Origin of the sequence: Streptomyces sp. NPDC090022 (genome assembly GCF_044748145.1) — a bacterium.
Classification (GTDB): domain Bacteria; phylum Actinomycetota; class Actinomycetes; order Streptomycetales; family Streptomycetaceae; genus Streptomyces.
The window spans coordinates 36,621-59,682 of the sequence record NZ_JBIVFN010000027.1 but is presented as its reverse complement, the minus strand read 5'-3'; the positions used below and the strand labels follow the sequence as shown (position 1 = coordinate 59,682).

Annotated in this window: 18 protein-coding genes and 1 pseudogene; 11 read left to right on the top strand and 8 right to left on the bottom strand. The window is 74.7% G+C overall.

Annotated elements, in window-relative coordinates; translation table 11 throughout:
• Nucleotides 1-13: 13 nt before the first annotated feature.
• From ACIPXB_RS31470 to ACIPXB_RS31460, 3 genes are all read right to left on the bottom strand, one after another.
• On the bottom strand, nucleotides 14-2,023 hold the full coding sequence (locus ACIPXB_RS31470) for a hypothetical protein (RefSeq protein ID WP_401455384.1): 2,010 nt from the start codon (nucleotides 2,021-2,023) through the stop codon (nucleotides 14-16).
• 109 nt (nucleotides 2,024-2,132) lie between these two features.
• A complete protein-coding gene (gene mmuM, locus ACIPXB_RS31465; RefSeq protein ID WP_401455381.1) occupies nucleotides 2,133-3,032 on the bottom strand; it encodes a homocysteine S-methyltransferase in 900 nt (299 codons plus the stop codon).
• A 14-nt stretch (nucleotides 3,033-3,046) separates the two neighbouring features.
• Nucleotides 3,047-3,970, bottom strand: coding sequence for an LLM class F420-dependent oxidoreductase (locus ACIPXB_RS31460; RefSeq protein ID WP_401455380.1), 924 nt, complete (start codon nucleotides 3,968-3,970; stop codon nucleotides 3,047-3,049).
• A 205-nt stretch (nucleotides 3,971-4,175) separates the two neighbouring features.
• Between ACIPXB_RS31460 and ACIPXB_RS31455 the strand changes: the two genes are divergently transcribed.
• Nucleotides 4,176-4,448 (top strand): hypothetical protein, encoded by a 273-nt coding sequence (locus ACIPXB_RS31455; protein WP_401455377.1) that lies wholly within the window; start codon nucleotides 4,176-4,178, stop codon nucleotides 4,446-4,448.
• Nucleotides 4,449-4,613: 165 nt separating this feature from the next.
• Here ACIPXB_RS31455 and ACIPXB_RS31450 read toward each other — a convergent pair whose 3' ends face one another.
• From ACIPXB_RS31450 to ACIPXB_RS31435, 4 genes are all read right to left on the bottom strand, one after another.
• On the bottom strand, nucleotides 4,614-5,102 hold the full coding sequence (locus ACIPXB_RS31450; RefSeq protein WP_401455375.1) for a DUF6099 family protein: 489 nt from the start codon (nucleotides 5,100-5,102) through the stop codon (nucleotides 4,614-4,616).
• 124 nt (nucleotides 5,103-5,226) lie between these two features.
• Complete coding sequence (locus ACIPXB_RS31445; RefSeq protein ID WP_401455372.1) at nucleotides 5,227-5,604, bottom strand: nucleotide pyrophosphohydrolase; 378 nt, start codon at nucleotides 5,602-5,604, stop codon at nucleotides 5,227-5,229.
• On the bottom strand, nucleotides 5,601-6,887 hold the full coding sequence (locus ACIPXB_RS31440; RefSeq protein ID WP_401455369.1) for an AAA family ATPase: 1,287 nt from the start codon (nucleotides 6,885-6,887) through the stop codon (nucleotides 5,601-5,603). Before ACIPXB_RS31440 ends, ACIPXB_RS31445 begins: the two co-directional genes overlap by 4 nt.
• Before the next feature lie 66 nt (nucleotides 6,888-6,953).
• Nucleotides 6,954-7,349: a cell division protein SepF gene (locus tag ACIPXB_RS31435; protein WP_401455367.1), complete on the bottom strand. Its 396-nt coding sequence runs from the start codon at nucleotides 7,347-7,349 to the stop codon at nucleotides 6,954-6,956.
• A gap of 97 nt (nucleotides 7,350-7,446) precedes the next feature.
• Here ACIPXB_RS31435 and ACIPXB_RS31430 point away from each other — a divergent pair, with 97 nt between their 5' ends.
• The 5 genes from ACIPXB_RS31430 (at nucleotide 7,447) to meaB (ending at nucleotide 14,081) form a co-directional block, all read left to right on the top strand.
• Complete coding sequence (locus ACIPXB_RS31430) at nucleotides 7,447-8,136, top strand: TetR/AcrR family transcriptional regulator (RefSeq protein ID WP_401455364.1); 690 nt, start codon at nucleotides 7,447-7,449, stop codon at nucleotides 8,134-8,136.
• Between the two features lie 42 nt (nucleotides 8,137-8,178).
• Nucleotides 8,179-8,895 (top strand): DUF2470 domain-containing protein, encoded by a 717-nt coding sequence (locus ACIPXB_RS31425; RefSeq protein ID WP_401455362.1) that lies wholly within the window; start codon nucleotides 8,179-8,181, stop codon nucleotides 8,893-8,895.
• 134 nt (nucleotides 8,896-9,029) lie between these two features.
• The gene (gene mutA, locus ACIPXB_RS31420) at nucleotides 9,030-10,892 is read left to right on the top strand and encodes a methylmalonyl-CoA mutase small subunit (RefSeq protein ID WP_401455360.1); all 1,863 of its coding nucleotides are present in this window, start codon (nucleotides 9,030-9,032) and stop codon (nucleotides 10,890-10,892) included.
• Complete coding sequence (scpA, locus tag ACIPXB_RS31415; RefSeq protein WP_401455358.1) at nucleotides 10,889-13,075, top strand: methylmalonyl-CoA mutase; 2,187 nt, start codon at nucleotides 10,889-10,891, stop codon at nucleotides 13,073-13,075. The genes mutA and scpA overlap by 4 nt, the downstream gene beginning before the upstream one ends.
• A gap of 16 nt (nucleotides 13,076-13,091) precedes the next feature.
• Nucleotides 13,092-14,081 (top strand): methylmalonyl Co-A mutase-associated GTPase MeaB, encoded by a 990-nt coding sequence (gene meaB / locus ACIPXB_RS31410; RefSeq protein WP_401455356.1) that lies wholly within the window; start codon nucleotides 13,092-13,094, stop codon nucleotides 14,079-14,081.
• 287 nt (nucleotides 14,082-14,368) lie between these two features.
• Here meaB and ACIPXB_RS31405 read toward each other — a convergent pair whose 3' ends face one another.
• Entirely contained in the window at nucleotides 14,369-15,370 is a 1,002-nt protein-coding gene (locus ACIPXB_RS31405) for an asparaginase (RefSeq protein WP_401455354.1), read from the bottom strand.
• Nucleotides 15,371-15,500: 130 nt separating this feature from the next.
• Between ACIPXB_RS31405 and ACIPXB_RS31400 the strand changes: the two genes are divergently transcribed.
• The 5 genes and pseudogenes from ACIPXB_RS31400 to ACIPXB_RS31380 all read left to right on the top strand — a co-directional run bounded on the left by ACIPXB_RS31400 (nucleotide 15,501) and on the right by ACIPXB_RS31380 (nucleotide 23,051).
• Entirely contained in the window at nucleotides 15,501-15,956 is a 456-nt protein-coding gene (locus ACIPXB_RS31400; RefSeq protein WP_401455351.1) for an Lrp/AsnC family transcriptional regulator, read from the top strand.
• 82 nt (nucleotides 15,957-16,038) lie between these two features.
• Nucleotides 16,039-19,572, top strand: a complete 3,534-nt coding sequence (locus ACIPXB_RS31395) for a DUF4132 domain-containing protein (RefSeq protein ID WP_401455349.1) — start codon at nucleotides 16,039-16,041, stop codon at nucleotides 19,570-19,572.
• A 144-nt stretch (nucleotides 19,573-19,716) separates the two neighbouring features.
• On the top strand, nucleotides 19,717-20,844 hold the full coding sequence (locus ACIPXB_RS31390; protein ID WP_401455347.1) for a PP2C family protein-serine/threonine phosphatase: 1,128 nt from the start codon (nucleotides 19,717-19,719) through the stop codon (nucleotides 20,842-20,844).
• A 55-nt stretch (nucleotides 20,845-20,899) separates the two neighbouring features.
• A pseudogene (locus tag ACIPXB_RS31385) lies at nucleotides 20,900-21,601 on the top strand (cation:proton antiporter); the annotation flags it as partial.
• Nucleotides 21,602-21,770: 169 nt separating this feature from the next.
• Nucleotides 21,771-23,051 carry a hypothetical protein gene (locus ACIPXB_RS31380; protein WP_401455438.1) on the top strand — a complete coding sequence of 427 codons (1,281 nt, stop codon included), beginning with the start codon at nucleotides 21,771-21,773 and terminating at the stop codon, nucleotides 23,049-23,051.
• Nucleotides 23,052-23,062 lie beyond the last annotated feature (11 nt).

The following is a 23,062-nucleotide window of genomic DNA, read 5'->3' as shown; positions in this document are numbered from 1 at the left end:
GGCCCACTGCTTTTCAGACCGGGTGGATGCCGGTACGAGGCCGCGCGGACAGGCGGGGCAGGAAGGCGATGCCGGGGTTGCAGTCGCCGAAGGACACCCGGCGGCCGAGCGGTCCCGACTCGACCAGGACCAGGCCGGTCACCGGCAGGCCCTGGAGGTGGACGGGCTCGACGGTGAACTCGTAGACGCGGCCCAGCGTCTCGCCCTCGGTGGCGGAGCGGCCGGCCGCGGTCGTGGCCGTGGTGGTGGTCGACTGCTGCCAGCTGCGCGAGAGGGCGGTGGAGAAGGACCGCGAGGCGCCCCAGTCGCGCCCCGGGGAGGTGCCGCCGCCGGTGCCCGCCGTGTGCTGCCGGCCGGTCCCGGCGCCGTAGCTGGTGCCGCGGCTCTCGGTGAACGTCTCACCGGACTGCCGGGTGAGCCGGCTGACGAGGAACTTGTGCTCCTGGCCGATGAACTGCGCGGCCGCCCGGGCCTCTTCGCCGTTGCCCAGCCGCATGAAGACCGTCGCGCTGTCCGAGCCGCCGGCGACCTGGAGGGCGGCCTCCCGCAGGTGCTCCAGCAGCAGGACGAGGCGGACCCCGGCGGCGCGGGCCTGGCGGGCCATGGACTCCAGGGCCTGGCGGCCGAGGTGGTCGGCGCCGGCGATGACCACGGTGGCGGTGCCGGGGGCCACCGGCCGCTTGCGCAGGGTGTGCAGGAGGCGGAAGAAGGCGAAGCGGTCGGCGAGGTCCTTGCGGCGGTGGACGAGGTCCTCGGTGGTGAGCAGGGTCAGCCGGCCCGGCTGCCACCAGTCGGCGGCCGCCGCGGTGACGCCGGTGAGCTCGGCCTGCTCGGCGCGGGCGATCAGATCGATCTGGGCGCGGACGTAGCGGAGTTCGTCCTGGGCACGCTCCCCGCGGGCGACGGAGCCGGCGGCGCGGGCCAGGGCCTCGGCCTCGGCCGGCGTCAGCGGTCCGGTCCCGTCCTCCGCACCCGCGCCCGCAGCCGCACCCGCACCCGCCCCGGGCTCCTGGCGGCCGAGGAGGGCGCGCAGCCCGGCCGCGAGGCGGGCGAAGGTGAGTGGGCCCGGGAGCAGGGTGGCGACGGTCTGGACGAGGTCGACGTCCATGGTGTGCAGGTCGACGTCGGCGGTGGGCGGCCGCATGGTGGAGAAGGTCTCGGCGAGGGCCTCGGCCAGCTCCTCGGGGGTGAACTCCGCGCTCAGGTCGACGCCGAGCAGGCCGCCGGGCAGCGGCACGTGGCCGACCGGGATCCCGCGGCCGGAGGCGAGGAGGGCCAGTTCCAGGGCCACCGTCTGCTGGGTGAGGTCGAGTACGACGACGCACTGGCCGGCGCTCAGCAGCGGTCCGCCGACGCTGGTGAGCAGGCTGGCCCAGCCGTTGCCGGTGCCGCCGAAGACGTCGACGCGGCTGGGGGTGGTCTCCAGGGCGAGCGGGAACCAGGTGTCCAGCTGTTCGCTCGCGCGCAGGTGGGCGGCGCGGTGCTCGTCGAGTTCCCGCTGCCAGGCCTGGACGCTGTCCCGGTGGCTCGCCTCGGCGCGGGTACGCCTGTTCCTGAGGCGGCGGCGGGCCATGAAGAGCCGGAAGCGGAGCGAGGCGACGACGATGAGGGCCAGGGCGAGGACGGTGACGGCTACGGTCGCCGCCCCGTTCTTTCCGGTCGCCAGGAAGGTGGTGACGCCGGCGATCACGACGATGAGGGCGGAGGCGGAGGCTTTGCGGCCCTCGTCGACCTTGTCCTCGAGCTTCTTCTTCAGCCGCTCCACCCGGGCGGTGGAGGGTTCGGCGTACACGGGCGGGGTGTGGGCGGCGGGGTGCGGCGGCGGCTCCGGCGGCGCCACGAACTCCCAGCCCCAGCGCTCCGGCCCGCTGAAGACGCGCTCCGCGAGTTCGGCCGGTCCCGGGTCGCCCTTCCCCACGCCGGGCCCCGCGCCGGAACCGGGCCCCGCGTCGGCCGCGGCATCGCCGCCCCCGTCGCCGTCGTCGCCCGCCCCGGTCGCGGCATGCGCCTCGGCAGCACTCATCAGACCCCCCGTTCGATGGTCGGAGCATGGTGCCCCGGACCGACCGGCCCTGTCAGCTCCCGTGGCGTCCGCCGCCCCGCTCTTTGGCGGGAAACGGCCCACGTTTGGCTCAAGTCGACGAGCGGAGCCCCGCGATCCAGGCCGGGCCGATCCGGCAGCAGCCGCCGATGAGACGGGCGCCGGCCCGCTGCCAGTCGGCGGTGGGCCAGGGTTCGGGGGTGTCCGGGGCCCGCCAGATCCGGTGCGCGGCGTCCCAGGTGGATCCGTCGTTGGGGTAGGCCAGCAGCGGTTTGCCGGTGACCGAGGCGGCGGCCCGGAGCGCGGGCAGGACATCGGCGGGGGCGCAGCAGTTGACTCCGACCGCGATGATCTCGGGCAGGGCCGCTGCGAGGGCGAAGGATTCGGCCAGGTCCTGCCCGGCCCGGGTACGTCCCTCCGCGACCGTGTACGAGAGCCAGGCCGGCACCCCGGTGCCGGCCAGGACGGCGAGCAGGGCCTCGGCCTCGTCGGCGTCGGGGATGGTCTCCAGGGCCAGTACGTCCGGCTCCGCGGCCAGCAGTGCCTCGATCCGCGGGCGGTGGAAGGCGGTCAGCTCCCGTACGCCGAGCCCGTAGCGGCCGCGGTACTCGGAGCCGTCGGCCAGCAGCGCCCCGTACGGGCCGACGGAGGCGGCCACCCACACCTCGTGGTCCGCGGCCTCCGCGGCGCGGGCGGCCAGCGTGACGCTGCGCCGCAGCAGGGCGGTGGTCGCGGCCCGGTCGTAGCCCCGGCGGGCGAAGGCCTCGTAGCCGACCTGGTAGCCGGCGGTGATCAGGACCTCGGCGCCGGCCCGCGCGTACGCGGTGTGGGCGGCCTCCACCTGGGCCGGGTGCTCGGCGAGCACCCGGCCCGTCCACAGGCCGCCGGACAGGTCGCAGCCCTGGTCGGCGAGCTGGTTGCTCAGGCCGCCGTCCAGGAGGACCGTCCGGCGGGCGAGGGCGGCCGCGAGCGGACCGGACGCGCGGGGCACGGAGGGTTCCTCCCTCAGCCGAGCTGGGACATGACCTGGGAGGAGATCAGCTCCAGGTGGTCGAGGTCGTCGAGGTCGAGCACCTGGAGGTAGATCCGCGAGGCGCCGATGGCCGCGTAGGTGCCGATCTTCTCGACGACCTCGGCCGGGGAGCCGGCCAGGCCGTTGGCCTTCAGCTCGTCCACCTCGCGGCCGATCGCGGCGGCGCGGCGGGCGACCTCGGCGTCGTCCCTGCCGACGCAGACCACGAGCGCGTTGGAGTACACGAGGTCGTCGGCCTTGCGGCCGGCCTCCTCGGCGGCGGCCCGGACCCGGCCGAACTGCCGCTCGCTGTCGGCGACCGAGGCGAACGGCATGTTGAACTCGTCGGCGTAGCGGGCGGCCAGCTGCGGGGTCCGGCGGGCGCCGTGGCCGCCGATGAGGACGGGTACCTTGGCCTGGGCGGGCTTGGGGAGCGCGGGCGACTTCTCCAGCTGGTAGAAGCGCCCCTCGTAGTCGAAGGTGCGGCCGGGGGCGGTGGACCACAGGCCGGTGACGATCGCCAGCTGTTCCTCCAGACGGGCGATGCGCTCCGCCGGGAAGGGGATGCCGTACGCCTTGTGCTCCTCCTCGAACCAGCCCGCGCCCAGGCCCAGCTCGATACGGCCGCCGGACATCTGGTCGACCTGCGCCACCTGGATCGCGAGCACGCCGGGCAGCCGGAACGTGCCGGCGGTCATCAGGGTGCCGAGCCGGATGCGGCGGGTCTCGCGGGCCAGGCCCGCCAGGGTGATCCAGGCGTCGGTGGGGCCGGGCAGCCCGTCGGCCGAGCCCATCTTCACGTAGTGGTCGGAGCGGAAGAACGCGTCGAAGCCGAGGTCCTCGGTGGCCTTGGCGACCGTCAGCAGGGTGTCGTAGCTGGCGCCCTGCTGCGGTTCGGTGAAAATGCGAAGATCCATGCTCTTATCCTGCCCTCCCGACCCCTGCAGGGTGAATCTGCGTCAACCGGGAGCGGCGCCCCCGGCCCGGCCAGTGACCAGCACGGATGGCACTCGTTGGCTCGATCGGAGCCGGACCGCCCGGCCCGCGCGCCGGCGGCTGACGAGCCGGTGCGTCCACCACCCCCTTCCGCCGTGCGGAAGGGCCCGGGCCGAGGAGGCCGCCATGTCCCAGGAGTCCGTGCCGGAGCACACCGGACCCGTGCCCGAGCACACCGGGCAGGACCCCGCGGCAGCCGTGCGGGGCGGTGCGCCGAAGGGTCTCCTCCAGCAGATGGAAGAGCTGATGGCCGCACTCGACGCCGACCTCTCGCAGCTCGACGCCGACCTCCAGTCGTCCTCGCAGTCGTCCTCGCAGCCTGCCTCGCACGCGTCCCCGCAGCAGTCCCCGCGGCCGGCCGCCGAACGCGCCCCTGACAGCGGCTCCTGGTCCTCGTGACCCACGCGGGTCCCGCCGCACGCCCCCTGGCCCGCGGCGGGACCCGAGCCGGCCCGGTCCGGCGCAGGCCTCGGCTCCCGGGCCACGGATCCCCGGCCTCGGGTCCCGGACCTCGGATCCCCGGCCTCCGATCCCCGGCCTCGGACCTCAGAGCACTCGGAGCCCTCAGAGCACTCCGGAGGCCGATCCCCGTTCGCGGACCGTGAGCCGGCGCAGGATCGCCCGGACCCGGTCGCCGGCCTCGTCCGCCGCGTCGATCGACTCTATGCACTGCCAGTACAGGCTCTCGTCGTCCGTGGCGCACGCCACCCCGACCAGCGCGATCCCCACTTCGCCCAGCAGCGCCTGGAGCCCCAGCAGGGCCTGACGGACATCGGACACCTCCGTCAGCTGCGCCGCGCGCGGCGGGTGGGCGGGTGCTCTGCTGTCGCTGCTGCCTATCGCCGCGCGGTCGAAGACCCCGCAGCCTCTGCCTCCCGCCTCGTCCAGCCCCCGTGCCTCCTGTCTCAGCTCCGGTGGTCCGCCCACCGAGAGCCAGTTCCCCAGTCCCTGGACGAGCGCCTGGGCCTGCCAGGCCTCGCCCACGATGTCCATCGCCGCCCCGCTCTGCGCCAGCGCATGCCGACCGGCTGCGATGAGCCGCACCGCATCCATATGCCGTCCCCCGTCCGCACGACATCCCGACCTTCTCACCACTACCCAGAGTGAAGGCAACGGGCCAGTAAAGCCAGGGGTATTCGGAAATCTCTGGACACAAACATGGTTGTGGACGACGCCATCACTCCGAAGAGTGACGATTCGGTGTCGAAGTACCCGACACCGGGAAGCGGTGCTCGTTCCGGTCGATCTTCGCGGCGAGCGCATCCAGCACATCCACCCCGAGAACCTCACAGAATTGCAGCAGATACGCGAGCACGTCCGCGACCTCATCGGCCACGCGGTGCGCGGTTTCCGGCTTCTCCATGACCTTCGCCGACTGTTCCGATGTCAGCCATTGGAAGATCTCGACCAGTTCGGACGCCTCCACGCTCAGCGCCACGGCCAGGTTCTTGGGCGTGTGGTACGGCTCCCAGCCGCGCGCGGCGGCGAAGTCGGCCAGCCGCCGCTGGAGCTGGGCGAGCCGCTCGTCGCCACCGTTCGAAGGCTTCTCGTTCACGGGGTCAGGTCTACCACTGCCACGCCGGGCAGTTCACGGGCCAGGCGCGCGGTCCCCTCCCCGACCTCCGCGGCCAGCCGGACGTGGCCGCGCCCGCCGCACATCAGGGCCAGCCGCAGCAGTTCGGCGACCTGGCGCCGGTCCATGCGGTGGTCGAAGCCGTCGGCGAGGACGGTCAGCGCCTGTCGCGCGGCCGGCACTTCGGCGGCCGGGTCCACGGCCAGCACCCCGGGCCCGGTCAGCAGGACCAGGGCGAGGGCGAGGTAGCGCAGCTCGCCCGAGCCGAGCCGGGCCAGCGGGGTGGACGGCGGACCGGCGCCGGGGCCGGTGGCGGGGCCGACGGCGCGCACGAGTTCCGCCGTGAGCCGTCCGTCGGGCAGGGCCCGGGCGGCCAGGTCGCGGACCGGGCCCGCGCAGCCGGCGCGCGCGGCCTCGACGAGCAGCCCGTAGCGGGTGGCGCACTCGTGGCGGGTGCGGTGCAGTACGTCGGCCAGGTTCCCGCAGCCGCGCAGCAGCCGGCCGGCGCCGAGCTCGACGGGTTCGCGCATCAGGGCGGGGCTCGGGTCGCAGGGGAACACCGAGCGCAGGGCGACCACGACCTGCTCGGCGGCGGCCAGCACCTGGACCTGGGCGGGGGTGCTGCCGGCGACCCGGAGCGGGAGCAGGGCCGTACCGAGCCGGTCGTCGGGGAGCGGGGCCCGGGTGACGCCGGTGGTGCCGCCGGTCAGCCAGGCGGCCTGGACGCAGTGGCGACCGGGGTCGCGCAGGGCGGTGGTGAGCAGGATCTGGCCGTCGGCGGTGAGCCGTTCGCCGACGATGCGCAAGCCGGGTTCGGCCTGGACGGCGAGGTCCAGGCGGACCGGGCCGGCGGGGCCGTCGACCGTGCAGCCGATCCGGAACCCCCGCCGCCCCTGGGCGTCGGGCAGGGCCCGCTCCGGGACGCAGCCGCGCGGGTCGGGGAAGGCCTCCCTCAGGTCCGCCCCGGACCCCAGGCGCGCCAGGGCCTCGAACCCGGCGAGCGCCCGGGACTTGCCGCTGCCGCTCGGCCCGGCGAGCAGGGTGACCGCACCGAGCGGGAGCACGGCCCGCCGGTGCGGGCCGAAGGAGTCCAGCCTCAGCTCGGTGACGGAGGGACGTAAGAGAGGAGCGGGCGGCGCCCCGGCGGGCGGGGCAGCGGGGCCGGCGGGACCGGGCCGGGCCCCGGCGGACCGGGCCGAGGGAACGAAAGGGGCGGTGGTGGCGGCGGCTCCGGCGGGCGGCCCGGCGTCCGTGATGGCGTCCATGGGCGGACGCTACGGGGCGCCGGGCCGGGCACGGCGCCGGTGAACCGTTCCACCGCCGCGACCTTCCTACGATCGGGGGACGGCCCCCGCCGCGATGCCCTCGACCTCGGTACCGACCGGGGCCAGCAGGAAGACGTTGCGGTCGACGCGGTGCATGCCGCTGCCCAGGCCGAAGACCACGCCGCTGCTGAAGTCGAGGATGCGCTTGGCGACTTCGGTGTCCGCGCTCGTGAGGTCGAGCAGCACGGGGATCTGCGCGATGAGGTATTCGGCGACCTCGCGCGCGTCCGCGAACACCTGGACGCGGATCACCACCATGCGCCGCTGTTCGGCCGCGGCATGCCCGTGGGGCGCGGGGACGGTGCGGTGGTCCACACGGGACGGCCACTCGTTGCGGCTGCGCAGCGGCACCACCTGCGCGAGCCCCTCCCACTGTTCGTCGGTGACGTCGTACCTGCTCACCGGGCCGCCTCGGCCAGACGCTTCTTGTGCATCCCCCCATCCTCCCTCGTTTCACCCGTTCAGCCCAACACCGACACGAACCGCGTATCGTCACGCCATGAGACACGGCGAAGAGCTCCGCGGCGACGAGCTCCGCGGCGTCCGCGACACGGGCCGCGGCACGGGCCCCGACCCGCGCGGCGGCGGGGCCGCCGGTTTCGGCCCCCGCCCGGCACGGCCGCGCCAGCGGGCCGACGCGGTGCGCAACCGGGCCCAGATCCTCGCCGCGGCCGAGCAGTTGTTCGCCGAGCGCGACCCGCGCACGGTCACGATGGACCAGATAGCCAAGGCGGCCGGGGTCGGCCGGGCCACCCTGTACCGCCGTTTCCCCGACCCGTCCTCGATCGCGGTCGCCCTCCTCGACGAGCACGAGCGCATGCTCCAGGGGCAGTTGGCGTACGGGCCGCCGCCGCTGGGCCCGGGCGCGGCGGCCCCCGAGCGGCTGGCGGCCTTCTACGCGGCCGCCGTCGATCTGCTGGAGCGCCATCTTCCGCTGGCCCTGGGCGCCGAGACGGGTCCGGCCCGGTTCCGTGGCGCGGCGTACGGCTACTGGCGCGCGCACGTGCGCGAGCTGCTCGCGGACGCGGGCGTCGAGGATCCGGAGGCCTGCGTCGACATCCTGCTGAGCCCGCTGTCGCCGGAGGTGTACCAGCACCAGCGGCACACGCTGGGGCTCGCGCCGGAGCGGATCAACCGGACCCTGGGCCGGCTGGCACGCCGGGTACTCCGCACGACCGAGATAGGTTAGGTTAGGCATACCTAACCCACTCGGGACCATGGAGAGATCCGCATGCGCACGTTCGGCGCCCACGCCCACCCGGCCGTTCCCGCCGCCCGCCCCACCGACGCCGAACGCGTCCGCTCGGTCCTGGCCGCCGCCCACTCGATGACCGTGGTCACCGACGGGCTGCGCGCCGAGGTGCGCCACCTGGACGGCAGCGATCCGCTGGGCCGGCTGCACCTGCACCCCGCCGATTCGGTCCCCGCCGCCGAGGACCGCCCGGCTGTCCGGCTGGAGTTCACCGACGTCGCGCCCACGCCCGTACGCGACCGGGTCCGCGCCCGCGTCACGATCCTGGGCCGGCTCCTCACCCCGTACACCCAGGAGGGCACCGAGAGCACCTGTCTGGAGTTCGGGCGGGCCGTCCTGGAGACCGCCGAGAGCACGGCGTACGTCGGCCTCGACGAGCTGGAGATCGCCGAGCCCGACCCGCTCGCCCCGTACGAGGCGGGCATGCTCACCCACCTCCTCGACGACCACGCCGAGCTGGTCACCCTGCTGCTGCGGCTGGTCCGCCCGCAGCCGGCCGCCGGGGTCCTGCGCGCCCTCCCGGTCGCCATGGACCGGTACGGCATCACCCTGCGCCTGGAGAGCCGGGACGGGCACCGCGACGCGCGCCTGCCCTTCCCCTCCCCGCTGGACGACGTCGAGCAGTCGGGCCCGCAGATCCAGGCCCTGCTGAGCAAGGCCCGGCGGCTCTCGCACCGCAACACGCTGCCCGCCTGAACCGCCCGCGCGCCACGGTCCACGAGGTCGGCGACGAGCCGCTCTTTCGTGACCCATCCCGTCTCACATGAGAGGGGGAGATCACACGCAGTGGATATAGGCGTGCTTAAGGCGACCCCCCTAGCATTCGAGCCATGACGGTCCTGCCTGATGACGGGCTCTCTCTGGCCGCCGAATTCCCTGACGCGACACATGAGCAGTGGCAGCGCCTGGTCGAGGGCGTACTGCGCAAGTCGGGCAAGGAAGCTTCCGGCGAGGCAGCTGAAGAGGCGTTGTCCACCACGCTCGAGGACGGGCTCAGCACCCGCCCGCTGTACACCGCTGCCATCACCGGGGACGCCGGCACCGGCCTGCCCGGATTCGCACCCTTCGTGCGCGGCGGGACGGCCGAGGGCAACGCCGCCGACGGCTGGGACGTACGGCAGCGGCTGGTCGCCGCCGACCCCGCGCGGCTGAACGAGGCGGTCCTCGGCGACCTCGAGAACGGCGTCACCTCGCTGTGGCTGCCCCTGGGCCGCGCCGGGATCCCCGTCGACGGCCTCGCCCGCGCCCTGGACGGCGTCTACCTGGACCTGGCGCCGGTCGTGCTGGACGCCGGTGCGGACTACGCGGAGGCCGCCCGCGCGCTGCTGGCGCTGTACGACGAGCGCGGGGTGGCCCCCGAGGCCGCGCGCGGCAACCTCGGCGCCGACCCGCTGGGCCACGAGGCCCGCACCGGCGAGGCCCTCGACCTCTCGCCCGCCGTCGCCCTGGCCCGCGAGAGCGCGGCCGGCCGGCCCGGCCTGCGCGCGCTGACCGTCGACGCCCTGCCGTACCACGAGGCCGGCGGTTCGGCGGCCCAGGAGCTCGGCCTGTCGCTGGCGACGGGCGTGGCGTACCTGCGCGCCCTGACCGACGGCGGCCTGGGGACGGCCGCGGCGCTGCGGCAGCTGGAGTTCCGCTACGCCGCCACCGCCGACCAGTTCCTGACGATCGCCAAGCTGCGCGCCGCCCGCCGGCTGTGGGCCCGTGTCGCCGAGGCCTGCGGGGTCCCGGAGGCGGGCGCCCAGCGGCAGCACGCGGTGACCTCGCCGGTGATGATGACCCGGCGCGACCCGTGGGTGAACATGCTGCGCACCACCGTCGCCTGCATGGCGGCGGGCGTCGGCGGCGCGGACTCGGTCACCGTGCTCCCCTTCGACCACGAGCTGGGCCTGCCCGACGCCTTCGCGCGCCGCATCGCCCGCAACACCTCCACGATCCTGCTGGAGGAGTCGCACCTGGCCCGGGTCATCGACCCGGCCGGCGGCTCGTACTACGTCGAACGCCTCACCGACGAGCTCGCCCAGGCGGCCTGGGCGTTCTTCCAGTCCGTCGAGAAAGCCGGCGGCCAGGCGGCCTGCCTGCGCTCCGGCATGGTCGCGGACGCGCTCGCCACCACCTGGGCGGAGCGCTCGAAGAAGCTGGCCAAGCGCCGCGAACCCGTCACGGGCGTCAGCGAGTTCCCGCTGCTGTCGGAGAAGCCGGTGGAGCGCGAGAGCGCGCCCGCCGCGCCGTCCGGCGGGCTGCCCCGGGTCCGTCGCGACGAGGCGTACGAGGCCCTGCGCGCCCGCTCGGACGCGCACCTCGCGGCGACCGGCGCCCGGCCCCGGATCTTCCTGGCCGCGCTGGGACCGGCGGCCGCGCACACCGCCCGCGCCACGTTCGCCTCGAACCTCTTCCAGGCGGGGGGCATCGAGGCCGTGCACGACCCGGTGACGGTCACGGCGGAGTCGGCCGCGCAGGCGTACGCCGCGTCCGGCGCGGACGGCATGGCCGTGCTGTGCTCCAGCGACGCGCTCTACGAGGAGCAGGCCGGGGCGGTGGCGGCCGCGCTGCGCTCGGCGGGCGCGACCACGGTCTTCCTCGCCGGCCGGCCGGGCACGGCGGAGGCGGACGTGGACGCCTACGTCTTCGCCGGCTGTGACGCCGTCGCCGTGCTGACCTCCGTACTCGACCGGATGGGAGTGGCGAGTTGAGCATCCCCGACTTTTCCGAGCTGGGCCTGGGCTCCGGCGCCGCCGCCGCGGCCACCGAGGACCAGTGGCGGGCGGCGGTGAAGGAGTCCACCGGCTCCGCCACCGGTGACCTGCTGTGGGAGACCCCGGAGGGCATCGGCGTCAAGCCGCTGTACACCGGGCGCGACCTGGAGGGCCTGGACTTCCTCGCGACGTACCCGGGGGTGGCCCCGTACCTGCGCGGCCCGTACCCGACGATGTACGTCAACCAGCCGTGGACGATCCGGCAGTACGCCGGCTTCTCGACGGCCGAGGAGTCCAACGCCTTCTACCGGCGCAACCTCGCGGCCGGCCAGAAGGGCCTGTCGGTCGCCTTCGACCTGCCCACCCACCGCGGTTACGACAGCGACCACCCGCGGGTGACGGGCGACGTCGGCATGGCGGGCGTGGCGATCGACTCGATCTACGACATGCGGCAGCTGTTCGACGGGATCCCGCTGGACAAGATGTCGGTGTCGATGACGATGAACGGCGCGGTGCTGCCCGTGCTGGCGCTGTACATCGTGGCGGCGGAGGAGCAGGGCGTCTCCCCCGACAAGCTCGCCGGGACCATCCAGAACGACATCCTCAAGGAGTTCATGGTCCGCAACACCTACATCTATCCGCCGAAGCCCTCGATGCGGATCATCTCGGACATCTTCGCGTTCACCTCGCAGAACATGCCCCGCTACAACTCGATCTCCATCTCCGGCTACCACATCCAGGAGGCCGGTGCCACGGCCGACCTGGAGCTCGCCTACACCCTCGCCGACGGCGTGGAGTACCTGCGCGCCGGGCAGGCGGTCGGGCTGGACGTGGACGCGTTCGCGCCGCGCCTGTCCTTCTTCTGGGCGATCGGCATGAACTTCTTCATGGAGGTCGCCAAGCTGCGCGCGGCCCGCCTGCTGTGGGCGCGGCTGGTCAAGCAGTTCGACCCGAAGAACGCCAAGTCGCTGTCCCTGCGCACGCACTCGCAGACCTCGGGCTGGTCGCTGACCGCGCAGGACGTCTTCAACAACGTGACGCGCACGTGCATCGAGGCGATGGCCGCGACCCAGGGCCACACGCAGTCGCTGCACACCAACGCCCTCGACGAGGCGCTGGCCCTGCCGACGGACTTCTCCGCGCGCATCGCCCGCAACACCCAGCTGCTGCTCCAGCAGGAGTCGGGCACCTGCCGGGTGATCGACCCGTGGGGTGGCAGCGCGTACGTCGAGAAGCTGACGTACGACCTGGCGCGGCGGGCGTGGCAGCACATCGAGGAGGTCGAGGCGGCCGGCGGCATGGCGCGGGCCATCGACGCGGGCATCCCGAAGCTGCGCGTGGAGGAGGCCGCGGCCCGCACGCAGGCGCGGATCGACTCCGGGCGGCAGCCGGTGATCGGCGTGAACAAGTACCGGGTGGAGAACGACGAGGCGATCGACGTCCTCAAGGTCGACAACTCCTCGGTGCGCGCGCAGCAGATCGAGAAACTGCGGCGGCTGCGCGAGGAACGCGACGAGGCCGTCACCCAGGACACCCTGCGGGCGCTGACGAACGCGGCGGAGCGCGGCGACGGCAACCTGCTCGCCCTGGCGGTGGACGCGGCGCGCGCCAAGGCGACGGTGGGCGAGATCTCGGACGCGCTGGAGAAGGTGTACGGACGGCACGCGAGCCAGATCCGTACGATCGCGGGTGTGTACCGGAACGAGGCGGGAGAGTCCCCGGCGGTGGAGCGCACGCGCGCACTGGTGGACCGGTTCGAGGAGGCGGAGGGACGCCGTCCGCGCATCCTGGTCGCCAAGATGGGCCAGGACGGGCACGACCGGGGCCAGAAGGTGATCGCGACGGCCTTCGCCGACCTGGGCTTCGACGTGGACGTCGGCCCGCTGTTCCAGACCCCGGCGGAGGTGGCCCGCCAGGCCGTCGAGGCGGACGTCCACGTGGTGGGCGTCTCGTCGCTGGCGGCCGGCCACCTGACCCTCGTACCGGCGCTGCGCGAGCAGCTGGCGGAGGAGGGCCGCGAGGACATCATGATCGTGGTGGGCGGTGTCATCCCGCCGGCCGATGTCCCCACGCTGCTGGAGATGGGCGCGACGGCGGTGTTCCCGCCCGGCACGGTCATCCCGGACGCGGCGCACGACCTGGTGTCGCGGCTGGCCGCGGACCTCGGTCACGAGCTGTAGGCGGGGGCGGCGGCGGATGCCCCCTCGTATCGACATCGAGGCGTACGTGAAGGGTGTGCTCGACGGGAAGCGCGCGCAGATCGCGCGTGCGATCACCCTCGTCGAGTCCACCCGGGCCGATCACCGCGCGCTGGCGCAGGCGCTCCTGACGGAGCTGCTGCCGCACGCGGGGCAGGCGCGCCGGATCGGCATCAGCGGGGTGCCGGGGGTGGGCAAATCCACCTTCATCGACGCGTTCGGCACGATGCTGACGGGACGGGGCCACCGGGTGGCGGTCCTGGCCGTGGACCCGTCGTCGACCCGTACGGGCGGTTCGATCCTGGGCGACAAGACCCGGATGGAACGCCTGGCGGTGGACCCGGCGGCGTTCGTCCGCCCCTCGCCGTCGGCGGGGACGCTGGGCGGGGTCGCGAAGGCGACCCGCGAGTCCATGATCGTGATGGAGGCGGCGGGCTACGACGTGGTCCTCGTCGAAACGGTCGGCGTGGGCCAGTCGGAGACGACGGTGGCGGGCATGGTCGACTCCTTCCTCCTCCTGTCCCTGGCCCGTACGGGCGACCAGCTCCAAGGCATCAAGAAGGGCGTCCTGGAGCTGGCGGACGTCCTGGCGGTGAACAAGGCGGACGGCCCGCACGAGCGGGAGGCGAAGGCGGCGGCCCGCGAACTGTCGGGCGCACTGCGGCTGATGCACCCGGCCGACGCGGCCTGGACCCCGCCGGTCCTGACGTGCAGCGCACGGGAGTCGCTGGGTCTGGACGAGGTGTGGAACCGGCTGGAGCAGCACCGCACGGTCCTGGACTCCACGGGCCGGCTGGCGGCCAAGCGCCGGGACCAGCAGATCGAGTGGACCTGGTCGATGGTCCGCGACGAACTCCTGGACCGCCTCCGCTCCCACCCGGCGGTCCGCGCCCTGGCCCCGGCACTGGAACAACGCGTCCGCGACGGCGAACTGACGGCGACGTCAGCGGCGGACCAACTCCTGTCGGCGTTCACAACGGGCCCCTGAGCCAACGCCCCCGCCGGGCACCACTCCAGCCCAGCCGGCGTCTGAGGCGCGGGGCCCGGGGGCCGGGCGCCGTTCCAGCCCCGCCGGGCACCACTCCAGCCCCGCCGGCGCTTGAGGCGCGGGGGCACGGGGGCGGAGCCCCCGATCTCCCAGCCCCGCCGGCGTTTGAGGCGCGGGGCCCCGGGGCCGAGCCTCGGGTTCGGGAAGGGGCGGGGTGGGGAAGGAGCCGCCCGCAGGGCCACGTCCGGGCGCCGCAGGCCCAGCGGCCACCTCGCCCCCCGGAAACGTCAGGCCGTGGCGAGCGCCACCTCCGGCTCCCGCAGAGCCTCCCGCAGCACCCGCACCCGCTCGGCCGGGTCCGTCGACGCCAGCAACGCCGCCAGCAGGGCGATGCGGGCCTGGCCGGCCCGCAGCGTGCCCGTCGGGACCGCGCCCGCCGCGACCAGGTCCACCGCGCCGCCGTGGGTGTAGATCTCGGTGACCGGGCCGGCCGCGACCCGCGTCGTCAGGGCCACCAGCACACCGCGCGCGACGGCGTCCCGGACGGCCTCGACGATCTGCGGCGTGGCGTTGCCGGCGCCGGTGGCGACGAGGACGACACCCTTGGCCCCCGCCTCGACGGCGGCGTTCAGCAGCACCGCGTCGCCGTCGGCGTGGTGCATCACCATGTCCACGCGCGGCGCGAGCTCCGGCATCGCGGGCAGCGCCAACGGCTCCGGGCGGCGCGGCCGCCGCAGCACCGTGACCTTGCCGAAGCCGACCTTGCCGAGCCACTCGCCGGAAGGGTCCGCGAAGGCGTCGGCGGCCAGCGTCTGGGTCTTGACGGTGCCGCGGGCCGCATGGACCCGGCCCGCGAAGGCGATCAGCACGCCCAGGCCACGCGTGGTGGCGGCGGTGAGCAGGGCGTCGTACAGGTTGCCCGGCCCGTCCCCGTCCTCCGTACCCATCGGCTGCTGCGCACCCGTGAACACCACCGTGCGCGGGTCGTGGTGGTGGAGGTCGACGAGGAAGGCCGACTCCTCCAGCGTGTCCGTGCCGTGCGTGACGACGACGCCCTCGACGTCCGGGTCGGCGAGCACCTCGTGGACCGTGTGCAGCAGCGTCAGCTGGTGGGCGGTGGTCAGCCGCGGGCTGTTGACGCTGAACAGGTCGACGACCTCGACGTCCACCCCCTCGGGGAGCGGCGCGGTGGCCATGACCTCGCGGCCGTCCGCGTCGGCGGCGAAACCGGAACCCTGCCAGCGGCTCGCTATCGTCCCGCCGGTGCTGATGACGACGATCCGTCCCACGGCCCCTGCCTTCCCCTCGGAGTGGTTCTCGAATGTATTTGCGGCAATCAGCAATCATAGGAAGGTCCGCGCGCAATGTGCTTGCGTTCTGAGGCACACTCCCCCGATCTCCATGGTGGATGATTGCGCCATGGACGCCATCGATCGCGATATCTTGCGCGAGCTCCAGAAGGACGGCCGGCTCAGCAACCAGGAACTGGCCGCGCGCGTGGGGCTGACCCCCTCCCCCTGCATGCGCCGGGTACGGCAGCTGGAGCAGGACGGGGTGATCCAGGGCTACCGCGCGGTGATCGACCCCGAGGCGGTGGGCCGCGGCTTCGAGGTGCTGGTCTCGGTGGAGGTCCGGCGCGACCGCGAGGCGGTGGAGGCCTTCGAGGCGGCACTCCAGGACATTCCGGACGTCATCGAGGCGTACCGGCTGTTCGGCAGCCCCGGCTGCCTGCTGCGGATCGCGGTCGCGGACCTGCGGGCGTACGAGCGGTTGTGGATCGAACAGCTGACGGCGCTGTCCGGGGTCACCGAGGTCAACTCGCAGATCATCATGAAGCGCATCAAGGAACCGACGGGCCTGCCGGTCGACCGCTGAACACCTGCCCCGCCCGGCACTGTCAGTGGCCACCGCTACGGTGCGTACAGGTGATTCACACGGGAGAAAGGCCGCGGGGGCCGTGCGACAGGACCATAACCACACCGAGAACCACACCCAGGACCACACCACCGAGAACGTCTTCACGCTGCCGGACAGCTGGAAGCGGAACCTCCACCCGCGCCGCGGTGGTGCCCACGGGCCGGTGCCCGCGGTCGACCCACGCGCGGTGCCCAAGGCCGAGGCGCTGGTGGCCCGCGCCGCCGGCTGGATCGCCGAGATGCTCGGCGCCCCGGACAGCGACCCCGAGCTCGTGGCGGCGGTCCGCCGCCACCAGGACGGACGGCCCGACCCGGTGGGCGCCGCCGTCCTCGCCCAGCTGACCCGCGGCGGCGTCGACGACGCCGGGTTCGTCGTGGACGCCTGGGCCGCCACCTCCGGGCTGCCCTTCGCCGCCCGCGCCGCCGTCGAGTTCGACGAGATCCGGCTGCGGTACACCCAGAGCGGCACCGTCCGCACCGCCGAGGGTGTCGACGGGCAGCCGGAGTCCGGTGGCGGCTGGGGCGGCGCGCCCCGGCCGCTCGCCGACCGGGCGCGGGCCCTGCTGGCGGTGGCGGACGGGGCGACGTACGAGGCGGCGGTCGAGGCGCTGGCCGCCCACCGGCACACCCCGCGCCGCCGCGTGACCGTCTCCTACCTCGTGCCCACCGAACGGGCCTGGGTCACCGAGTGCTGCGCGGACCGCGCCACCGCGGCCCACCCCGACTTCGCCGTCCGGGCCCGGCTGTTGTGCGCGCTCGGCTCCGCCGAGCAGCTCGCCCTCCTGCTGGACGGGGCGCCGCGCCTCGCCCTCGGCCACCGCGGCTGGAACCCGGCGCTGATCGCCACCGTCGCCGAGGGCATCGGGCCCGCGCTGGCGCCCCTGCTGGCGGCCGAGCTGACCGACCCGCCGTACCCGCTGGACGCCGGGGCCGTGCGGATGCTCGCCGAGAGCCTGGCCGAGCTGCCCGCCGACGCGGCGTTCGCGGCCCTGCTGGAGGGCGGGCGGGACGCCGTACAGGGCAAGCAGGTACGGCCGGCCCTGCTGGCGGCGGCGCGCCGGTTCCCCGTACGGGCCCTCCGCCTGCTGGCGCAGGCGGTGCTCGCGGAGGAGGCCGGGGACGGCCCGGCGGCCGCGAAGGCCGGTGGCGCGACCCGGCGGCTGCTGGTGGGCCATGTCGCCGCCCACCGCGCGCAGACGCTGGCCGCGCTGGCGGACCTGCCCGAGACGGCGGCCGCGCTCGTCGGACCGCTCGCCCGCGAGGACGGCCGGCTGCCGGAGGCCGATGCCGCCGGCCTGCCCGCCGTGCTGACCAGCCCACCGTGGACCCGCGAGCGGGAGGTCGTCGAGCCGCCGGTGGTGACCGGTCTGGCCGCCCCCGGGGAGGGGCACGTCCGGTGGCTGCCGGGCGAGCGGGAGAGCTGGGCGGCGGCCGAGGTGTGGACCAACCCCTGGGCCGAGACCGACATGGACCGGCTCGCCGAGCAGCTGCGCGCGGGCCGGCTGCGCGAGGACGACGTCCTGCGGCTGTTCGCGCGGGGCCCGGTGGAGGTCGTCCGTCCGCTGCTGGAGCAGTGGGAGGGCCCGCTGCGGACGCACCACGAGATGGACGCCTTCCGGCCGGTCGTCGCCGCGCACGGGCCGGTCGCGCTGTCCACGGCCCTGGCCGTGGCGGAGCGGATGCCGGGCAGCATGGGTCCGCTGCTGCTGCCGTTGGTGGACGTGCGCGTCGCCCGTCTGATGGCGGACTGGCTCGTCCGGCTCAAGGCCGCCGGGCGCACCGCGCGCACCTGGCTGCTGCGGCACGGCGCGGCGGCCGCGCCCCTGCTGGTGCCCGACGCCCTCGCCCGCCCCGGCCGCGCCCGCACGGCCGCCGAGGCGGCCCTGACGCTGATCGCCCGGGAACACGGCGCGGACGTGGTCCGCGCGGCCGCCGCCGGGTACGGGCCGGAGGCCGCCGCGGGCATCGAGGTGCTGCTGGGCGCCGATCCGTTCGAGGCCGCGCTGCCGGCGAAGCTCCCGGTGCCCGGCGCGTGGGCGGACGAGCGGGTGCTGCCGCAGATCGCCCTGCGCTCCGGGACCGCGCTGCCGGCGGCGGCGACGCGGCACGTCCTGATGATGCTGGCGCTGTCCCGCTCCGACAGCCCGTACCCCGGACTCGCCGCGGTCCGCGCGCTGGCCGAGCCGGCGTCGCTGGCCGCGTTCGCCTGGGAGGTGTTCGAGGAGTGGCGGCTGGCGGGCATGGAGCCGGGTGACGCCTGGGCGGTGCACGCGCTGGGGCTGCTGGGCGACGACGGGACCGCCCGCCGGCTGGCCCCGGTGATCCGGGCCTGGCCGGGCGAGGGCGCCCACCACCGGGCCGTGGACGGGCTGGACGCACTGGCGGCCATCGGCACCGACACGGCGCTGCTGAGCCTGCACCAGATCGCCCAGCGGGTCCGTTTCAAGGCCCTCAAGGCGCGGGCGACGGAGAAGGTGGACGAGGTGGCCGCCGGTCTCGGGCTGACCGGCGAGCAGCTGGCGGACCGGCTGGTGCCCGATCTCGGGCTCGACGCGGCCGGCTCGATGGTGATCGACTACGGCGTGCGGTGCTTCACGGTCGGCTTCGACGCACAGCTGGCGCCGTACGTCCTGGACGGGGCGGGCAAGCGTCTGAAGAACCTGCCGGCGCCCGGCGCGCAGGACGACGCCGGGCTCGCGCAGGACGGGCGCAAGCGGTTCGCCGCGCTGAAGAAGGAGGTCCGCGCGACCGCCTCCGACCAGGTGCGGCGGCTGGAGTCGGCGATGGTGCGCGGGCGGACGTGGACGGGTGCCGAGTTCCGCCGGCTGTTCGTCGAACACCCCCTGGTGGGGCACCTGACCCGGCGGCTGGTGTGGCACGTGGGGCCGGGGGCGGAGCCCGCGGCCGGTGGTACGCCCGTAGCCGGTGGCATGCCCGCGGGCGCTGGTGCGCCGGCCGCCGGTGGCGCGCCCGCCGCCTTCCGGGTCGCGCCGGACGGCTCGTACGCGGACGTCGACGGCATGCCGGTGACCGTGGCCGACGACGCGGTGATCACCCTGCCGCACCCCCTGCTGCTGGGCGCGCCGGCGGTGGCCCGGTGGTCGGCGCGGTTCGCGGACGAGGCGCTCACGCAGCCGTTCCCGCAGCTGGAGCGGCCGGTGTTCACCCCGACGGCCGAGGAGTCCGGCAGTTACCGGCTGGCCCGCTTCGAGGGCGTCACCGTCCCCGTGGGCGCGGTGCTGGGGCTGACCCGGCGTGGCTGGGAGCGGGGCGCGCCGGCGGACGCGGGCACCGAGCGGTGGATCTCGCGACGGCTGGGCGAGCGCTGCCACGTGGTCATCGCGCTGCGGACGGGCATACAGGTGGGCACCGTGGACCGGACCCCCGACCAGACCCTGGAGACGGTGTGGCTGGACACCCTGCCCGGCGACCACTTCCCGCGGCGCGAGCACACCTGGCGCGTCGCCGACCTCGACCCGGTCCTGGCCTGCGAGGTTCTGGCCGACCTGACGGCGCTGACAGCCGCGACCGGCGGGACGGCCGTGTCGGCTGACGGGACGGCGATCTCCGTCTGACGGGGACGGCGGGGTCCGGCTGACGGGACCGGAGCCCGGCTGACGGGACCGGAGCCCGTCCGACCCGCGCGGAGCGAGGGCGCGACACGCGGGTCCCGGGCCGTCCGGTGCGCGCGAACTATAAGGGCGGTGTATCCAGGAGTCATGGATCAACGGCTGACGTACCTGAGTCACGGGCGCTCCGGTCCGTCGCGCCTGGTGCTGCTGTCGGTCCCCTTCGCGCTGATCGCGATCGTCACGGTGGTCGACATCCTGGCCCCGCCCGAGGTGCACCTCGGGCCGTTCCTCGTGGCCGCCCCGGCCCTCACCGCCTCCTTCGCCGGCCCCTGGATGACGGGGTTCGTCGGAGCGGTGGCGGTGCTGGCCCAGTCGGTGGTGGCGATCGTCCGCACCACGCTCACCGACCTGAACCACACGTTCCAGATCATCGCCCTGATCCTGATCTCGGTGTTCGTCACGCTCTTCGCGCACCTGCGCGAGGTCCACGAGAAACAGCTGACCCAGCTGCGCTCGGTGGCCGAGGCCGCGCAGCAGGTGGTCCTGCGACCGCTGCGGGACCGGATCGGCCCGCTGCGCGTGGCCTCCGTGTACCTCGCGGCCGAGGAGGAGGCGCAGATCGGCGGCGATCTGTACGCCGCAGCGCGCACCGCGCACGGCACCCGGCTGATCGTCGGGGACGTGCGCGGCAAGGGGCTGGAGGCGGTCGGCGACGCCGCCCTGGTCCTCGGCGCCTTCCGGGCGGCCGCCCACAAGGAGGTCGACCTGCCGGAGCTGGTCGCCCACCTGGAGGCGGCGGTCGCGGCGGACCTGGACGGCGTACCCGTGGCGGACGATCCGGACCCGCCCGGCGAGAGCTTCATCACCGCGGCCGTGCTCGACATCCCCGACCAGGAGATGACCCTGCACCTGATCAGCTGCGGACACCCGCCGCCGCTGCTGCTGCGCGGCGGCCGGGCCGTCCCGCTGCAGGTGGACCAGCCGGCGCCGCCGCTGGGCCTGGCCGACTTCATGGAGACCGCCGCCACCCCGCAGGCCTTCTCCTTCGAGCCCGGCGACGTGATCCTGCTGTACACGGACGGCGTCATCGAGGCCCGGGACGAGGCCGGCGAGTTCTACCCCTTGCCGGAGCGCGCCGCCGACTGGCCCGGCGACGGCCCGGACGCCCTGCTGCACCACCTGTGCGCCGACCTGCTGGAGTACACGCCGGGCGGTCAGCTGGGTGACGACGCGGCGATGGTCGCCATCGAACGGGTCGGCGAGGCCCGGACGTGACGCAGGCGCGGCCGATGGGTGGACACCCGCCCGCCCCGGCCGGGCCAATGAAGACATGCCACGCCGTACGCCGCGCACGAGGGCCTCCCCTGCCACGCCCTGGCCACCACCCCCGCCCCCGGCCTCGGCCCGCCGGGCGACACCCCCCCTGCCCCTGACGCTGTCCCCGCCCCTGTCCCTGTCCCTGTCCCCGACCCTCTCCGCGGTCCTGTCCCTGGCGCTGGCCCTCGCGCTGGTCCTTGCCGCGGCCCACGTCTGCGGCCGGCTCGCCGTACGCCTGCGGCAGCCCGCCATGGTCGGGGAGATCGTCGCGGGCGTGGTGCTCGGGCCCAGCCTGCTCGGGCAGCTCCCGGGCGACGTTCCCGGTCTGCTGTTCCCCGAGCAGGTCCGGCCGTCCTTACGGGTCCTCGCCCAGCTCGGGCTGGTGCTCTTCATGTTCGGCGTGGGCCTGCGCCTGGACCCCGCCCACCTGCGCGGCCTCGGCCGGCAGGTCACGGCGGTGCCCCTCGCCGCGGTCGCGCTGCCGTTCGCCCTGGGGGTGGGGCTGGCCGTGACGCTCCTCCCACGGCCGGCCGCCTCCGGAACGCCGGGGGACGGCCTGCTCGGGCCCGCGCTCTTCCTGGGCGTGGCGATGTCGATCACCGCCTTCCCGGTGCTGGCCCGCATCCTCGACGACCGCGGGCTGCGCGCCACCCGTATCGGCGCGCTCGCGCTGGCCTGCGCCGCCCTCCAGGACGTGCTCGCCTGGTGCGTGCTGGCCGTGGTCGTCGCCCTGGTGCACGCGGGCGGCGTCGCCGCCCTGGCCTGGCCGGCCGTGCGCGGGGAAGTTCGCCGGCGCGGTCGGCGCGGCCCGCCTCACCGGCGCCACGCCGCACGAGGCGGCCACCCTCGGCATCCTGCTCAACGCCCGCGGCCTGACGGAACTCGTGGTCCTCGACGTCGGCCTGTCCCTGGGCCTGCTCGACCCGCGCGTGTTCACGGCCATGGTCCTGATGACCCTGATCACCACCCTGATGACGGGCCCCCTGCTCGCCGCGGCGGGGCGGCCGCCGTCCCCGTCGCACGGTCCACCGCGCACCGGCGGCCGGGGCGGTGGCGTACGGACAGCGGCCCGAATGGCCTGCAAACCCCTTGTCCCCCAGGGGCGCGAGGCGGCACTAAATGACCCACGTGCCATCCCGACGGCGGAGAAGGGAAGTGGGTTGTCCGAAGCCGTGCCCCTCGTTCCGCCCCTGACGCCGCAAGCGCTCGCCATCCTCTCGACGTTCACCGGCTACCCGGACATACCCAACGGCCGGCCCTGCGGCCTGTGGGCGTATATGCCGGCCAACGCCTCGCGGGCGAAGACCTTCGCCCAGCACCCCGACGGCCATGTGGAGCCTCTGGCCCCGGGCCGGATCCCCCCTCCCGGGACCCGCACCCACACCGTCGACGTGCCCCGGTGGGAGCCGGGTTCCCGCCGAAGACCGGAACTGTATTACGCCGCCATCGAGACCAACCCCACGGGCATCATGGTCCCCAGCCTCCCCAAGGGGACGCAGGATCTCCTCGCCCGGCGACCCGGCGCGTTCCTGCGCGTCGAGCTCGGCCAGAAGCGCCGGCTGATACAGCTGATAGAGACCCTCGGCGCCCGCCCCGACCTCCCCGGCCCACCCCACCCGGCGGATCCGGATCCCTGCCGGCGCCGGGCGGCCGACCTCAACGCCCTGCACCACCAGCTCGTCCGCCTCCTCCTGGAGCACGGATTCTCCGTCGAGATCGAGAGCCCGTTCGAAGCAGCCGTCCGGGAGACATCAGAGGAGCACGGCTTCGACCTTCTGAGAGAAGCCGACAAAGTCGGCACCTGCAGGCGTTTCGTGGGCATGGCCCTGAGCAAGCGCAGCCCGCGCAAACCCATCGAGCACTTCCTCTACGCCGTCCAGGTCACCGACTTCGACGACACCCTGCCCAGGATCAGCACGATCGTCGAGGAGAAGGACCCGACGCGGGACGGGTGGCAGTACGAGGAACGCGGCGTCTTCCTCACCTTGGACGCCATGGACGCCCGGCTGCGCGCGGCCGCGCGAGAGGTGGCGGCCGAGGCCGCCTCGGCCCCGCACTCCCCCGCCACATCGGCGCGCGCCGGAGAACTGCGCGTGGCCCGCAGCCGTCTGGCGATGCTCCGCCGCATCGAACGGCGACTCGAACCCGTTCTCCCCTCGCCCTGACCGCTCAAGGA

What these genes read in the sequence shown, in the direction of transcription:
- mutA (WP_401455360.1), top strand. Translation starts at nt 9,030, where the DNA reads ATGACGGTCCTGCCTGATGACGGGCTCTCTCTGGCCGCCGAATTCCCT.
- ACIPXB_RS31450 (WP_401455375.1), bottom strand. Translation starts at nt 5,102, where the DNA reads ATGGATGCGGTGCGGCTCATCGCAGCCGGTCGGCATGCGCTGGCGCAG.
- ACIPXB_RS31400 (WP_401455351.1), top strand. Translation starts at nt 15,501, where the DNA reads ATGGACGCCATCGATCGCGATATCTTGCGCGAGCTCCAGAAGGACGGC.
- ACIPXB_RS31440 (WP_401455369.1), bottom strand. Translation starts at nt 6,887, where the DNA reads ATGGACGCCATCACGGACGCCGGGCCGCCCGCCGGAGCCGCCGCCACC.
- ACIPXB_RS31455 (WP_401455377.1), top strand. Translation starts at nt 4,176, where the DNA reads ATGTCCCAGGAGTCCGTGCCGGAGCACACCGGACCCGTGCCCGAGCAC.
- ACIPXB_RS31390 (WP_401455347.1), top strand. Translation starts at nt 19,717, where the DNA reads ATGGATCAACGGCTGACGTACCTGAGTCACGGGCGCTCCGGTCCGTCG.
- ACIPXB_RS31430 (WP_401455364.1), top strand. Translation starts at nt 7,447, where the DNA reads ATGAGACACGGCGAAGAGCTCCGCGGCGACGAGCTCCGCGGCGTCCGC.
- ACIPXB_RS31425 (WP_401455362.1), top strand. Translation starts at nt 8,179, where the DNA reads ATGCGCACGTTCGGCGCCCACGCCCACCCGGCCGTTCCCGCCGCCCGC.
- ACIPXB_RS31470 (WP_401455384.1), bottom strand. Translation starts at nt 2,023, where the DNA reads ATGAGTGCTGCCGAGGCGCATGCCGCGACCGGGGCGGGCGACGACGGC.
- ACIPXB_RS31460 (WP_401455380.1), bottom strand. Translation starts at nt 3,970, where the DNA reads ATGGATCTTCGCATTTTCACCGAACCGCAGCAGGGCGCCAGCTACGAC.
- meaB (WP_401455356.1), top strand. Translation starts at nt 13,092, where the DNA reads ATGCCCCCTCGTATCGACATCGAGGCGTACGTGAAGGGTGTGCTCGAC.